Below are 13,587 nucleotides of genomic sequence, written 5' to 3' on the forward strand. Positions count from 1 at the left end.
GGGGCCCGGGGCACCGGTCAGCCGGGCGGGCAGGACCGCTCCACGGCGGCCACGAGGATCTCGGCGGCCCGGTCCACGACCTCCTCCGTCACGTTCAGCGGCGGCATCATGCGGATCACCGCGTCGTCCCGGCCCGCCAGCTCGACGATCAGCCCCCGGCGCAGGGCGTGGGACTGGGCGGCGGACGCCTGCGCCCCGGCGGGCAGCCCGGTCACCGGGTCGGCCAGCTCGACGCCCCACATCAGGCCCCGGCCGCGGATCTCGCGGACCCACGGGTGGTGGTCCAGGGCGGACAGCCGGGCGCGCAGCTGCGCGCCCCGCTCGCGCACGTTCTCCAGCACGCCGTCGCGGCGGATGACGCGGATCGCCTCCGCGCCCCCGGCGAAGGCCGCCTGGTTGCCCCGGAACGTGCCGGTGTGCGCGCCGGGCGACCAGGTGTCCAGCCGCTCGTCGTAGAGGATGATCGCGATCGGCAACCCCAGGCCGCTCAACGCCTTCGAGGCCACGATCACGTCCGGTTCGATGTCGTACTGCTCGAAGGCGAACCAGGTGCCCGTGCGCCCGCAGCCGGTCTGCACCTCGTCGACCACCAGCGGGACGTCCATCGCCCGGGTCAGCGCGCGGACGCGGCGCACGAAGTCGCGGCGGGCCGGGATGATGCCGCCCTCGCCCTGCACCAGCTCCAGGATCACCGCGGCGGGCTTGGGGATGCCGCCGTTGGGGTCCTGGAGCGTGCGCTCCAGCAGGCCCGCGCAGTTGCCCTCGCAGCTGTCCGGGCGCAGGCCCAGCGGGCACCGGGCGCAGTAGGAGTAGGGGAAGAAGTGGACGCCGGGCATCCCGTCGGCGATGGGCTCCTTCTGCGACACCAGCCCGGTCAGCGCCATCGCCGCGTGGCTGGAGCCGTGGAACCCGCCCTGGAACGAGATCACGCCGCCCCGGCCGGTCGCGGTCTTGCAGACCTTCAGCGCCGCGTCGACCGCGTTCGCCCCGGTCGGGCCGCAGAAGTGGATCTTCATCCGGTCGCGCAAGGCCGCCGGCAGCATGGACAGCTGCGCGTCGACGAACTCGCGCTTGGCCGGGGTGGGGAAGTCCAGGGCGTGGGTCAGCACCCGGAGGCGGTCGCCGGCGGCCCGGACCACCTCGGGGTGGTTGTGCCCCAACGAGAGCACGCCCGCACCGGACAGGAAGTCGATGAACACGTTGCCGTCCACGTCGCGGACGTAGCTGCCGAACCCCTCGGCCAGCGCGATCGGCAGGCGGCGGGGGTAACTGCGGGCGTTGGACTCCCAGCGCTGCTGGTGCTCCAGGTACTCGACCGAGCGCGGGCCCGGTACGGCGGTCTTGACCAGGGGGTAGTCGGTGGTCGTCGTGGTGGGTGCGGTGGTCTGCGTCATCGTCGCCTCCGCGCGGGCCCTGCCGCGCTGTCTCCGGTCGGTTCCACGCTGTCTCCGGTCGGTTCCGCGTTGTCTCCGGTCAGTTCCACGGCCGGGTTGCCGCGCCACCTCGACCCGGGCGGGGCTTCCGTGCCCTTCATGACGAACGAGTCCGGGTCCAGCACCGCGTGCTCGCCGACGGTCGCGCCGTAGTGGACGAACGCGCCCGTGCCGAGCGTCGCGCCCGCGCCGATGGCGATGTGGTCGGACTTGAACGCCCCGTCCTCCAGCGAGTGGGCCTGGATGGTGCTGCCCGCGTTGAGGCAGCAGTCGTCGCCCAGGGCGACCAGCGACTTCTCCGGGATGGCGCAGCCGTCGTCGAAGACCCGGCGGCCGATGCGCACCCCGAGCAGCCGCCAGAGGACGTTCTTGAGCGGTGTGCCGTCGAACAGCGCCAGGTAGTGGCCGGCGCTGAGCTTCCAGAAGCGCTCGTGGCGCCAGAACACCGGGTCGTAGAGGGAGCACAACCGCGGGCGCAGCGGCCGGAAGCCCTGCACCGCCCGCTCGGCCAGGACCAGGAGGGCGACCGAGAAGACCAGGGAGAGCACGATGCCCGCGGTGACGGCCGGCCAGCCGATCCGCCCGTGCAGGCTGCCGGCGGCCACGCCGATCAGCACCAGGCCCAGCGCCTGCAGCCAGTGCACGGCCAGGTAGAGCAGGGCGGTGACGGCGTTGTGGCGGTTCTTCGCCGCCAAGCCCCCCGCCCTGCCGCCGGCGACGTCGAGCCCGGTGTCGCGGCGGACCGCGCGCGGTATCGGGAACGCGGGCGAGCCCAGCAGGCCGGTGCCGCGGCGGACCGGGCCGTCCAGCGGGACGAGCACCTTCGTGGCCAGCAGGCAGTCCTCGCCCACCCGCGCGCCCGGCGGGTAGGCGATGTTGTTGCCCAGGAAGGACCGCGGCGCGACGGAGACCTCCCGCAGGCGGAACGACGTGGCGGAGAAGTCGGCGTTGAGCATCGACAGCCCGTCGGAGACCATCGTGCCCCGCCCGACCCGGCACAGCCCCGGCGCCTCGTGCTTGACCTCCACGCCGAAGTTCGAGCCGGTCTGCTCGACCGCGCCCAGCCGGTACCCCAGCGCGCGCAGGTAGTGCACGATGGCCGAGCTGTCGCCGAACAGGTGGTTCAGCGACCGCACGTTGGTCAGCCGGAACAGCGCCCGGTGCGCCGAGTAGCGCAGGCCGTGCAGCGGGTACACCTCGCCGGGGCGCAGGAGCGGCGCGAGCAGCCGCGGCGCGGTCAGCACGACCAGCAGCGCGGCCAGCAGGCCGCCGAAGTAGAGCAGCAGCGAGTCCAGGACCTGCCCCCGGTAGAACGCCCAGCCGGTGAAGTCCGGCGGGCCGGGGTGGACCAGGCCGGCCACCGCGCGGGCGGCCAGCAGCGCGGCCGGCAGTGCCACGAGCACCAGGGCCAGCACCTGGCCGAGGCCGAACAGCGCGGCCCGGCCCCGCGCCGGGACCCCGCCGGGCAGCCCCTGGTAGTCCACAGCGGACGGACGGGCGGGTGAGCCGTGCCAGGACTCGCCCGCGGGCACGGACTGGCCGCGGTGCAGGCAGGACGCGTGGCCCAGCTGCGCGTGCTCGCCGATCGCGGTGCCCACGTCCAGCACCGACATCTCGCCCACGAACGAGCCCGCGCCCAGCTCCACGCGCCCGGTCTCCAGGCGGCCCGCCCGCACGCGGTAGCCGTTGAGGTAGGAGTCCTTGCGCACCACGGCCCCGTCGCCGACGGTCAGCAGGTCCGTGCACACCGGAGGGTGGCGCGTCAGGAACAGCACGCCCTTGCCGATCCGCGCGCCCAGGGCGCGCAGGTACAGCGAGTACAGCGGGGACCCGGTGAGCAGCGGCAGCGGGCTGAACCCGATCAACGCCTTGACCGTCCAGAACCGCAGGTACGCCCAGCCCCACAACGGGATCTCCCGCGGTTTCCACCGGCCCACCAGGAGCCACTTCGCGGCGATCGGCGCCGCCGCGAGCAGCACCAGCGCGCACGCGGCCGACTGCACCGAGCGCACGTACAGCCCGACCACCCCGTCCGCGCCGCTGATCCACCGGAACCCGGCCTCCACCGCCAGGCCCAGCCCGCAGGCGAAGGCCAGGAACACCAGGACCTGGGCGAGGCCGCACAGCAGGTAGCGCCCGGAGCCCGACCGCGCCGCGGGCTCGACCCGCGCGGCCCCGGCCGGCGGGCCGGACAGCGCCGCCGCCAGCGCGCGGACGTTCGGGTGCCGGTACACGTCCCGCACCGCGATCGGCGGCAGGTCGCCGCGCCGGCGCACCGCCGCGCAGAACCCGGCCAGCAGCAACGAGTCCGCGCCCAGCTCGGTGAAGAAGTCGCTGTCCACCGACACCCGGTCGACGCGCACCGCCTCCGCCAGCGCCTCGGCCAGCACCCGCTCGGCGGGGGTGGCCGGCGCCACGTGCGGGCGACCGGCCACCAGGCCGCGCCCGGTCGTGGGCGGCGGCAGGCCGCGGCGGTCGGCCTTGCCCGCCGGCGTCATCGGCACCAGGTCCAGCCGTTCGAGGTACGCGGGCACCATGTACGCGGGCAGCCGCTCGCGCAGCCACCGGTAGACCTCCCGCGCGCCCGGGTCGGCGGCGCCCCGGCGCAGGCTGTAGTAGCCGACCAGCTCGACCTCGCCGGACCCCGACCGGTGCGGCTGCACCACCGCCTGGGCCACGCCGGGCACGCCCAGCAGCACCGACTCGACCTCGGTCACCTCCACCCGGTACCCGCGGACCTTCACCTGGGTGTCGATCCGGCCCAGGTACTCGACCTCGCCCGCTTCGTCGATCCGGCCGAGGTCGCCGGTGCGGTAGATGCGGCCCGACGGGTTGTGCCCGATGCCCAGGAAGTCGGGCACGAACGCCCGCGCCGTCAGGTCCGGCCGGTCGAGGTAGCCGGTCGCCAGGCCGATGCCCGCGATGCCCAGCTCGCCCGCCTCGCCGCGGTCGAGCGCGCGCGGCTCGTCCGGGTCGAGCACCACCACCGAGTACGTGGGCAGCGGCACGCCGATGGTCACCGGCCGCCCGGGCCGCACCACCGCCCAGGTCGCCGTCACGGTCGCCTCGGTGGGCCCGTAGACGTTGAGGAACCGCCGCCCCGGCCGGTGCCAGCGCGACACCAGGTCCTCCGGGCACGCCTCGCCGGAGACCAGCAGGAAGCGCAGGTCCGGCAGGTCCTCGTCGATCGTCGCGAGCAGGGTCGGCACGCAGCACAGCGCCGTGACCCGCCGGTCGAGCAGGAACTCCCGCAGCTCCCGGCCGACCAGCGCCGGGCCCGCCGGCCGGGGCACGAGCGTCGCGCCCGCCAGCAGCGGCACCCAGGTCTCCTCCACCGAGAAGTCGAAGGCGATCGTCATGCCCTGGTACACCCGGTCGCCCGGCTCGATCCCGTAGACCTCGGCCGCGACCCGGACGAAGTTGCAGATCGCCGAGTGCTCGACGGCGACGCCCTTGGGCCGGCCGGTCGAGCCGGAGGTGTAGACGACGTAGCACAGGCCGTCCGGCGGCTCGCCCCGCTCGGCGGGCGCCAGCCGGTGGCCGGGCAGCGCCGCCACGGCCGGTTCCGCCTCGTCCAGGCACACCGCCTCGACCGGCACGCGGTGGCGCAGCGACGACACCGTCAGCACCCGGCGCACGCCGGCGTCGGCCACGACGAAGGCCAGCCGGTCGTCCGGGAAGGCGGTGTCCAGCGGCACGTGGACCGCGCCCGCCTTGAGCACCGCCAGCACCACCGGGCAGGCGTCCGCCGGGCGGTCGAGCAGCAGGCCGACCCGCTCGCCGGGCACGACGCCCAGCCCGCGCAGGTGCCGGGCCAGCCGGTTGGCCCGCGCGTCGAGCTGCCCGAAGGTCAGCCGCAGGTCCGCGGAGTCCACGGCGAGCCGGTCGGCGACCTCGTCGCAGTGCCGCTCGAACACCCCCTCCAGCCGCTCGCCGGCGGTCCACCGGGGCTCCTGGCGGAAGCCGCCGCAGGTCAGGACCCGGCTGTCGGCGACGACCCCGACCGGCGCCCCGGGCGGGCTCACCCGCCCACCCCGGCCGCGGGCAGGCCGAGGCCGAACGTCTCGTGCAGGGCCAGCACCGCCGCGTCCACCAGGTCGGCGGGCAGGACGGCGGTGAACCGCGACGGCGACGTGGTCAGCGCGGTCACCGCCGCGCCGAGCCCGCCCACCGCGCGCAGCGTCCCCGCCAGGTAGCCGGAGTGGTCGAACAGCCCGACACCGACCACGGACACCGCACCCAAGCCGTCCTCCACCGCCCACCGCGCGCCCAGCTCGCGCGCCACTTCGCCGATCACGTCAACCGGTGTACGCCCGCCCACGGTGAACCGCACCTCGTGGCAGTCCCGCCAGGTGAGCACGTCCGGGTGAAGCCCGTGCTCGACCAACCCGGCCAGCGCCGGGGCGCACCGGACCGGCCGGTCGCCGGCGAGGGTCAGCGACACCAGGCGCACGTCCCGCTCGTGCGCGACGCCGACGACGCGGTGGCCCTCCGACAGGGGGTCGGGGGCCGTGCCGTGCGCCGGCCACACCGAGTGCAGCACCCGCACGCGGACCGGGCGGCGGGCGGTGGAGCCGGGGCGCGGCCCGGCTCCGGGCGCGTGCCCGCCCGGCACGTCCGTGCGGATCTCGCAGTCCGTGCTGCCGAACGCGGCGGCCAGGGCGACTGCGGTGGTGTCCGCGCCGCCCCGCCCGAGGGTGAGCAGCTCGCCGTCGCGGGTGCGGCCCTGGGACCCCGCCACGACCACGACCCGCCAGCGCCGCAGCCGTTCCCGGACGCGGTGGGTGTCGACCCACTCGACCACGCCCGCGCCCGGCCGGCCGCCGACGACGATGCCCGCCTGGTCCCCCGACAGCGACCCGGCGGGCACGCCGAGCTGGTTGACCGCCAGCGCGAGCAGGGCGGCCGTCGCCTGCCCGCCGGTCGCCAGCAGCTGGTCGACCTCGCGCGGCTCGGGGCGCTCGGCGAACCCGCCCGCCAGCGCGACCAGCTCGTCGGTGGTCTCGCCCATGGCGGAGACCACCGCGACGACCTCCCGGCCCTCGGCGGCCAGCGCCGCCAGCGCGCCCGCCGCGGTCCGCACGTGCTCGGGCGTGGCGAGGGACGAACCGCCGTACTTGCGGATCACGAGCCCGTTCGGTAGTCCGCCGGCGCGCCGCCGCCCCGGCCGGTTCCCGGCGGCGGTGGTCGGCCGCGAGCACTCCTCCATCGCGAGGCCCCCGATCCTTCTGCACGTGGAGCGCAATTCCGCGAAGCGCGGCGCGGACCGGCCGAACGATTGCGCGGTGATTCGGTTCGCACGCTCGACGGGCGTTTCCGGATTTGCTCGCGCCTCGGGTGGAACCGGTGCGGCCGGTCCGAAGGTAGCGCACGTTCACAGCGGGTGGGCACCCCCAGAAGGCTTACGGCGACCCCGGCCCGCGACTGCTCCGGTGGCCGCGGGAGTCGTGGTCGGCAGGGGTGTGACGTGGGCCGAACGGCCCAGGCGGGGTCGGGGGAGCCGGGTGCGGGGCCGGTCGGGCGCCGCGGGGCGGACCCGTCTCCCCGGTTCGTCACGCACCGTGCGGGAGCATTTCCGGTAATTGTCAAGGCACTGGTCAGTGGCGCCCGGGTCGGAGGTGGTCCGCACTTCTTGGAGGACCGGCCGGGGCTGTTCGCCATTCGTTTCGGCGAATCGCCGGGTGGATTCGACAATGCGCGGGCGGAGGCGTTCACGCACCGTCACGCGCCGGCCGGGACCGCACCGGGTCGGGGTGCGGTTCCCGCCGGACCGGGTGGGGCCGGGGTGTCGTGAACACGGCCGGTGACCTGCGGCCCGCCTGCGGCGCCACTGCGGGAAACCGAAGTCGCGTCCCCCGGTCGGGCGGGTTCGGGCGCCGCCGCGGTGGCCGCCGCCGAGCCGTCGCGCCGCGGGCGGGCGAGGCGGCAGCGGGGCCGACCGGTCGCCCCACCGGCCACAGTGGACGGCACGACCGCGCGCGGTGCGGTCGGCGAGACCGGAACGTCACCCGGATGGCCGTGTTCAACCCCGCTGGGCGTAGCCCGGACGGCATCGACGCGCCTAGCGTCATGGCCGACGGCGCGATCACACACCCAAAGTGTGATGTTCGGCAGCCGTGGGCGTCCTCTTACGAGTGATTGGCAGTATGGGGGCGTGGTGGAGGGAGGTCGGCTGGTGGAACCCGCGCTGGTGCCGGCCGTGCTGGCGTTGCTGCTGATCGCCGGCACGGGGATCTTCCTGCTCGCCTGCCGGTGGTCGGCCGACGAGCCGTGGCCGGCCGCCGACGCCCGGCGCCTCGCCCGCCTGCGCAGGGCGGCGCCGTGGGTGGTGGGCGCGTCAGCGGCCGTGGTGGTGCTCAACCTGGTGCTGGTGGCGATCCCGGGGTAGGCGCCGGACGGGCCCGCCGGCGCGGGCGGCAGCGGTGCGCCGGGTCAGCGGGCGGTCTCCGCCGGTTCGGCCAGGGCGTCGTTGGTGGAGGAGGTGAACAGCATCCACAGCAGCGCGCCCACGACCAGGCCGCTGATCACGAAGACCGGGAAGACCAGGTCGAACACGCCGGTGCCCTGCGGCGCCGGCAGCTTGAGGTCCGACGACACGCGCACGCCCGCCATGCCGGTGTAGTGCATCCCGGTGGCGGCCACGCCCATGATCAGGCCGGCGGCGACGCTCGCCGTCGTGGTCTTGACGACCAGGGTGAACCAGAAGGCGGCCGTGGCGGCGACGATCGCGATCACCACGGACAGCGCCACGAGCGCCTCGTCGTAGAAGATCCCGCCCTTGAAGCGGATGGCCGACATGCCCAGGTAGTGCATCCCCGCCACGCCGAGGCCGGCCAGCACGCCCGCGACGACCAGGCGCGCCGTCGAGAACCGGACCAGCGTGACCAGCGACAGGCCGATGCCGACCACGACCACCGCGACCAGCGCCGACAGGGCGGTCAGCGGCGCGGAGTACTTGATCGTCGTGCCGGGGACGTCGAAGCCCAGCATGGCGATGAAGTGCATCAGCCAGATGGCGATGCCACCGATGGCGAACGCGCCCAGCACGGTCCACAGCACCTTGGCGCCGCGGGCCCGTTCCCTGCGGGCTCTGGACGTGCACGACAGGCCGATCAACGACCCGATGACGGAGATGGCGTAGGCGAGGACGAGCGTCCACGGCCCGGACGAGAAGTGCTGCATGGATTCGTGGTTCACGACGGACACCGATCTGGAGGGGGCGGAGGATCCCTTTTACGAGCCCACTGTGATCGGTCCGGTCCCCTGGAACCAGGGTCGGTAACCCATTTGAGGCATGTTTTCGGCAACATTATCACGGGCGGTAATTAATGGGATACCGCCTGCTCCTCCTCGGGGCGGAGGGCCGCTACCAGGTCTTCAGCGCCGGCGGACGGCCCCGGCGTGCCGGCGGTCACGCCGGAAAACCCCTGATTCCGTAATTGTTCGGACGCGCGCGCCGCGCCGCGCGTGCATTCCCGCGGCGCGGCCCGGTGGAAAAGGCGGCGCCGCGCCCGCCGGCCCGCACGCCTCCGCCCGGTGGTCCGGGGGCGCCGGTGACCCAGGGGGCGGAGGGCGTCGATCGCGCCCGGACGCGGGCGCGGCGGGGCCGCGTGCCCGGGGCGACTGTGGGCGCGCGGGATTGGGCGCGCTGAGCCGGGCGCGCGGGAGCGGGCGCGCAGGACCGGGCGTCGGGGGAGGGGTGCTGTGACAGGGGTGCCGGGGGGCGCGGGCGGGCCGGCGCCGCGCTCCCCGATCAGGGCAGCGGCGCCGCGCCGCGTTCCTGGATCAGCTGCTTCATGTACTCGCCCTCGCTGGACTGCGACTTGAGCATGTTGCCCGCGAGGGTCCGGACCACCGGGACGCCGGCGTGGGTGGCCGCGTACTCGGCCATCGGCGCGCCGCCCTGGTGGTGCCGCAGCATCAGCTGAAGGAAGTAGACGTCGAACTCGGTCCCCGACAGCGAGCGCAGCCTCGCCAGCTCCTCGGAGGTCGCCATGCCCGGCATCAGGCCGGTGGTGCCCGCGTTCGAGGAGGAGTGGTGCGAGGAGGAGTCCATCCACTCCATGTGCGTGCCGTCGGCGGACTGCTCCGGCATCCCCCACAGGGTCAGCCAGCCCTTCATCCGCCCGACCTGCTCCACCTGGGTCGACTCGATGTCGAACGCCAGCTGCCGGATCGCCGGGTCGGTGGTCTTGTCCCGCGCGGTGTTCGCCATGGTGACGCCCTGGAGGTGGTGCACCGCCATGTCCTGCGCGAAGCCGACGTCCACCGAGTCCTTGGCCGGCGCGGCGGAGGTGTCGGAGCCGGGCAGCTTGATCAGCAGGCCCACCGCCGCGCCGAGCAGCAGCACGGCGAGCACCGCCACGGTGACCACGACGGCCCGCGTGGCGGTGACGCCCCGGTGCTGCCCGGCGTCCTGCCGGGTGTCCTGCTCGGCGTCCTGCTCGGTCAAGGTCAGCTGCTCGGCTGGGTCGACGGCGCCTGGCTGGGCTCCATCGCGCCGGACGTGCCGCCGGTCTCCGCCTGGTCCACGGTGCCGCCGTCCATCGGGACGGCGTCCGCGCCCGGCTTCTCGGCCACGAACGGCGGCGGGTTGTCCACGTCGAACGTGGTCGAGTCGCAGGCCGCGCCGATCTCCGGGTAGGTGTACTGGTTGCGGCGCAGCGACTGGATGAACTGGTCGATGCGCTCGTCGTCCGCGCTCTCCACCTTCAGCTGGCGGCCCCACGCCTGCAGCGAGATCGGCTTGTCCAGGCCGGGGTAGGGCGAGAGCATCGTGAACTGCTGGCCGTCGGCGCGGCGCTTGAGCTTGTCCAGCGCGTCACCGGAGACCTGGTCCGGGTTGTAGGCGATCCAGATGGCGCCGTGCTCCAGCGAGTGCACCATGTTCTCGGTGCGCACGGGCTTGGCGTAGACGATGCCGGTGCAGTTGGCCCACGCGCCGTCGTGCGGACCGCCGAAGGGCGGCGAGTGGTCGTAGGCCACGCGCTGCGTCGGCTGGACGTGCTTGCCCTCTTCGTAGTCCTGCTTGACCACGCCGGCGATCTGCTCCGACGGGTCCTTGTTCTCCTCGGAGGGGGTCCACTTCGCCAGGGCGGCCTCGCGCCGGTTCTGCTCCGAGATCTGCGAGTAGGCGTAGCCGAACACCGTTCCCGCCAGCGCCAGCACGGCGATCACCGCGATGATGGTGCCCCACGGCTTCGGCTTCTTCGCCACCACCGAGGACCGCGCCGCCGCCACGCTGGAGCGCGCGGCCTTAGTCTTCTTGCCGCTGGTCATGTCCGCCTCAGGTCAGTCGTCCTACCCCCGTGCCGCAGGCCAGTGTAGGGACACCGTGTCTGGTCGCCGTCAACTGACGTTCACCGCCGGTGGCCGTTAACAGTTACCGCGCGTGGCCGCTCCCGCCGGCTGCTCCCACTCCTCGGGACGCCCATCCCGGTCGAGACCAGCGGGAACGCTTCCCTAGACTTGACGGGTGACTCCCGCTGCGCTCGCTGCGCTGGCCCGTGCGACGGCCGTGGACGTCCTGGCCGCGCGCGGCCTGGACCCCGCGGCCCTGCCCGCGGTGACCTTCGAGCGCCCCCGCAACCCCGAGCACGGCGACTACGCCACCAGCCTGGCCCTGCGGACCGCGGGCCGGCTCGGCGTCGGGCCGCGCGACCTGGCCGGCTGGCTGGCCGACGCGCTGGTCCGCACCGGCGCGGTCGCCTCGGCCGAGGTCGCCGGGCCCGGCTTCCTCAACCTCCGCCTGGCCGCCGCCGCGCGGGGCGAGGTCGTCCGCGAGGCGCTGGCGGCCGGCGGGGCCTACGGGCGGGGCGACCGGCTGGCCGGCGTCCGGGTCGACCTGGTGCTCGCCCCCGCGGACCCCGCCGACCCCCTCCACCCGGGCGACGCCCGGCGGGCGGCGGTGGCCGACGCGCTGGGCCGCGTCCTGGCCGCCAACGGCGCGGAGGTCACGAGCGGGCGCCGCTCCGACGACGGGGCGGCCCGCCGGCCCGGCGCGGACCCGGCGCTCGACGGGACCGGGCGCGACTTCGGCGCCGGCGACGCCGGCCGCTCCCCGGGCGGACGGGCGCACGGGTCCGACCTGCGCCTCTGCCTGCGGGGCGCGGACGACCGCGTCGGGGCCGCCGCGGCGGCGGGCGACGACCCGGCGACCGTCGAGGTGCTGACCGTCCGGCCGGCGAACCTGGTCGGCGGGCCGGCGCGGCCGGGCGCGGTCACCCTGCGGGACCTGGTGGGCGCGGTGGGCGCGGACGCCGCCCGGTACGCCCTGACCCGCTCCCCGGCCGACTCCGCCCTGGACGTCGACCCGGCCCGGCTGCGCAGGCGCACCGACGAGAACCCGGTGTTCCCCGTGCAGCACGCGCACGCGCGGACCTGCTCGGCGCTGCGCAACGCGGCCGACCTGGGCCTGGCGCCCAACGACTCGTTCGACCTGCTGCGGCACGACCGCGAGGGCGAGCTGATCCGCGTGATCGGCGAGTTCCCGAGCGTGGTGGCCGCGGCGGGCGAGTCGCGCGAACCCCACCGGGTCGCGCGGTACCTGGAAGAACTGGCGGGCGCTGTGCACCGCCTCCACGACACACCGGAGCTGAGGGTGCTGCCACGAGGGGACGAAGAACCGACCGAGGCGCAGGGCGCACGGCTGAACCTGTGCGCCGCCGCGCGCCAGGTGCTCGCCGGCGGCCTGGACCTGCTGGGCGTGAGCGCTCCGGAGCGGGTGTGATGCGCGCCCACCCGGCCGGTCCCCGGCACGCCGACGTCCTGGTGCCCGCGAACACCGCGGGCCACCGCCCGACCGGCGCGGACGAGCTGGACGAGCTGCACCCGCGGGTGTGGCCGCGCAACGCCGCCCGCGGCGCGGGCGGCGCGGTCACCCTCGCCGGCGTGGACGTGCGCGCGCTGGCCGAGGAGTACGGCACGCCGCTGTTCGTGATGGACGAGGCCGACTTCCGGTCCCGCTGCCGGGAGCACGCCGACGCGTTCGGCGACCCGGCGCAGGTGCACTACGCGTCCAAGGCGTTCCTGTCCGTCGCGGTGGCCCGCTGGGTCGCCGAGGAGGGCCTGAGCATCGACGTGTGCAGCGGCGGCGAGCTGGCCATCGCGCTGCGCGCGGAGTTCCCGCCGGAGCGGATCGCGCTGCACGGCAACAACAAGTCCGTCGCCGAGCTGGCCGCCGCGGTCGACGCGGGCGTGGGCGCGGTGGTGCTCGACTCGTTCCACGAGATCGCCCGCCTGGACCAGCTCGCGCGCGAGCGCGGGCGCGTCCAGCCGGTGATGATCCGGGTCACCGTCGGCGTGGAGGCGCACACCCACGAGTTCATCGCGACCGCGCACGAGGACCAGAAGTTCGGCTTCTCGCTGTCGTCGGGCGACGCGGCGGAGGCGGCCCGCCGGGTGCTCAAGTCCGAGGGCCTGCGCCTGATCGGCCTGCACAGCCACATCGGCTCGCAGATCTTCGACGCCAGCGGGTTCGAGGTGGCCGCGCGCCGCGTCGTCGGCCTGCTCGCCGAGCTGCGCGACGAGCACGGCGACGGCGTCCTGGAGCACGTGGCCACCGTCGACCTCGGCGGCGGCCTCGGCATCGCCTACACCGCCGACGACGACCCGCCGCCGCCCGCCGAGCTGGCGCGGCAGCTGCACGCCATCGTGGCCAAGGAGTGCGAGCACGCCGGCCTGCCGGTCCCCAAGATCGCCGTGGAGCCGGGCCGGGCCGTCGTCGGACCGGGCACCGTCACGCTCTACGAGGTCGGCACCATCAAGGACGTGCAGCTCGACGCCGGCGCGACCCGCCGGTACGTCAGCGTCGACGGCGGCATGAGCGACAACATCCGCACCGCCCTCTACGACGCGGTCTACGACTGCCGGCTGGTGTCGCGCCCGGCGGAGCCCGACGCGCGGGCCGTGCTCTGCCGGGTCGTGGGCAAGCACTGCGAGTCCGGCGACGTCGTGGTGCGCGACTGCTGGCTGCCCGACGACCTCGCGCCCGGCGACCTGATCGCCGTCGCCGCGACCGGCGCGTACTGCTACTCGATGGCCAGCGGCTACAACCGGCTGCCCCGGCCCGCGCTCGCCGCGGTCGCGGACGGCCGGTCCCGGTTGCTGCTGCGCCGGGAGACCGAGGAAGACCTGTTCCGCCTGGAGGTATGAC

At 75.1% G+C, this 13,587-nt stretch carries 9 protein-coding genes; 3 read left to right on the plus strand and 6 right to left on the minus strand.

Annotated features, from left to right (window positions below):
• Window positions 1-17: 17 nt before the first annotated feature.
• The 3 genes from JOE68_RS19900 to JOE68_RS19910 are packed head-to-tail and all read right to left on the minus strand — an operon-like array spanning window position 18 to window position 6,561.
• Window positions 18-1,394 carry a diaminobutyrate--2-oxoglutarate transaminase family protein gene (locus JOE68_RS19900; RefSeq protein ID WP_204843803.1) on the minus strand — a complete coding sequence of 459 codons (1,377 nt, stop codon included), beginning with the start codon at window positions 1,392-1,394 and terminating at the stop codon, window positions 18-20.
• Window positions 1,391-5,458, minus strand: a complete 4,068-nt coding sequence (locus JOE68_RS19905) for a Pls/PosA family non-ribosomal peptide synthetase (RefSeq protein WP_204843804.1) — start codon at window positions 5,456-5,458, stop codon at window positions 1,391-1,393. The genes JOE68_RS19900 and JOE68_RS19905 overlap by 4 nt, the downstream gene beginning before the upstream one ends.
• Window positions 5,455-6,561 carry an amino acid kinase family protein gene (locus JOE68_RS19910; RefSeq protein ID WP_307819768.1) on the minus strand — a complete coding sequence of 369 codons (1,107 nt, stop codon included), beginning with the start codon at window positions 6,559-6,561 and terminating at the stop codon, window positions 5,455-5,457. The genes JOE68_RS19905 and JOE68_RS19910 overlap by 4 nt, the downstream gene beginning before the upstream one ends.
• Before the next feature lie 1,026 nt (window positions 6,562-7,587).
• Between JOE68_RS19910 and JOE68_RS19915 the strand changes: the two genes are divergently transcribed.
• Window positions 7,588-7,821 carry a hypothetical protein gene (locus JOE68_RS19915; RefSeq protein ID WP_204843806.1) on the plus strand — a complete coding sequence of 78 codons (234 nt, stop codon included), beginning with the start codon at window positions 7,588-7,590 and terminating at the stop codon, window positions 7,819-7,821.
• A 44-nt stretch (window positions 7,822-7,865) separates the two neighbouring features.
• On the opposite strand, the gene JOE68_RS19920 is transcribed toward JOE68_RS19915, so the two are convergent.
• From JOE68_RS19920 to JOE68_RS19930, 3 genes are all read right to left on the minus strand, one after another.
• Window positions 7,866-8,630, minus strand: coding sequence for an MHYT domain-containing protein (locus JOE68_RS19920; protein ID WP_307819769.1), 765 nt, complete (start codon window positions 8,628-8,630; stop codon window positions 7,866-7,868).
• 556 nt (window positions 8,631-9,186) lie between these two features.
• Window positions 9,187-9,885, minus strand: coding sequence for a DUF305 domain-containing protein (locus JOE68_RS19925; protein ID WP_204843807.1), 699 nt, complete (start codon window positions 9,883-9,885; stop codon window positions 9,187-9,189).
• Window positions 9,886-9,887: 2 nt separating this feature from the next.
• Window positions 9,888-10,712, minus strand: a complete 825-nt coding sequence (locus JOE68_RS19930) for a thioredoxin-like domain-containing protein (protein WP_204843808.1) — start codon at window positions 10,710-10,712, stop codon at window positions 9,888-9,890.
• 196 nt (window positions 10,713-10,908) lie between these two features.
• Between JOE68_RS19930 and JOE68_RS19935 the strand changes: the two genes are divergently transcribed.
• Window positions 10,909-12,162, plus strand: a complete 1,254-nt coding sequence (locus JOE68_RS19935) for a DALR anticodon-binding domain-containing protein (protein ID WP_204843809.1) — start codon at window positions 10,909-10,911, stop codon at window positions 12,160-12,162.
• A complete protein-coding gene (gene lysA / locus JOE68_RS19940; RefSeq protein WP_204843810.1) occupies window positions 12,162-13,586 on the plus strand; it encodes a diaminopimelate decarboxylase in 1,425 nt (474 codons plus the stop codon). Before JOE68_RS19935 ends, lysA begins: the two co-directional genes overlap by 1 nt.
• Window position 13,587: the final 1 nt, after the last annotated feature.

The organism is Saccharothrix algeriensis (assembly GCF_016907655.1).
GTDB classification, from domain to species: Bacteria; Actinomycetota; Actinomycetes; order Mycobacteriales; family Pseudonocardiaceae; genus Actinosynnema; species Actinosynnema algeriense.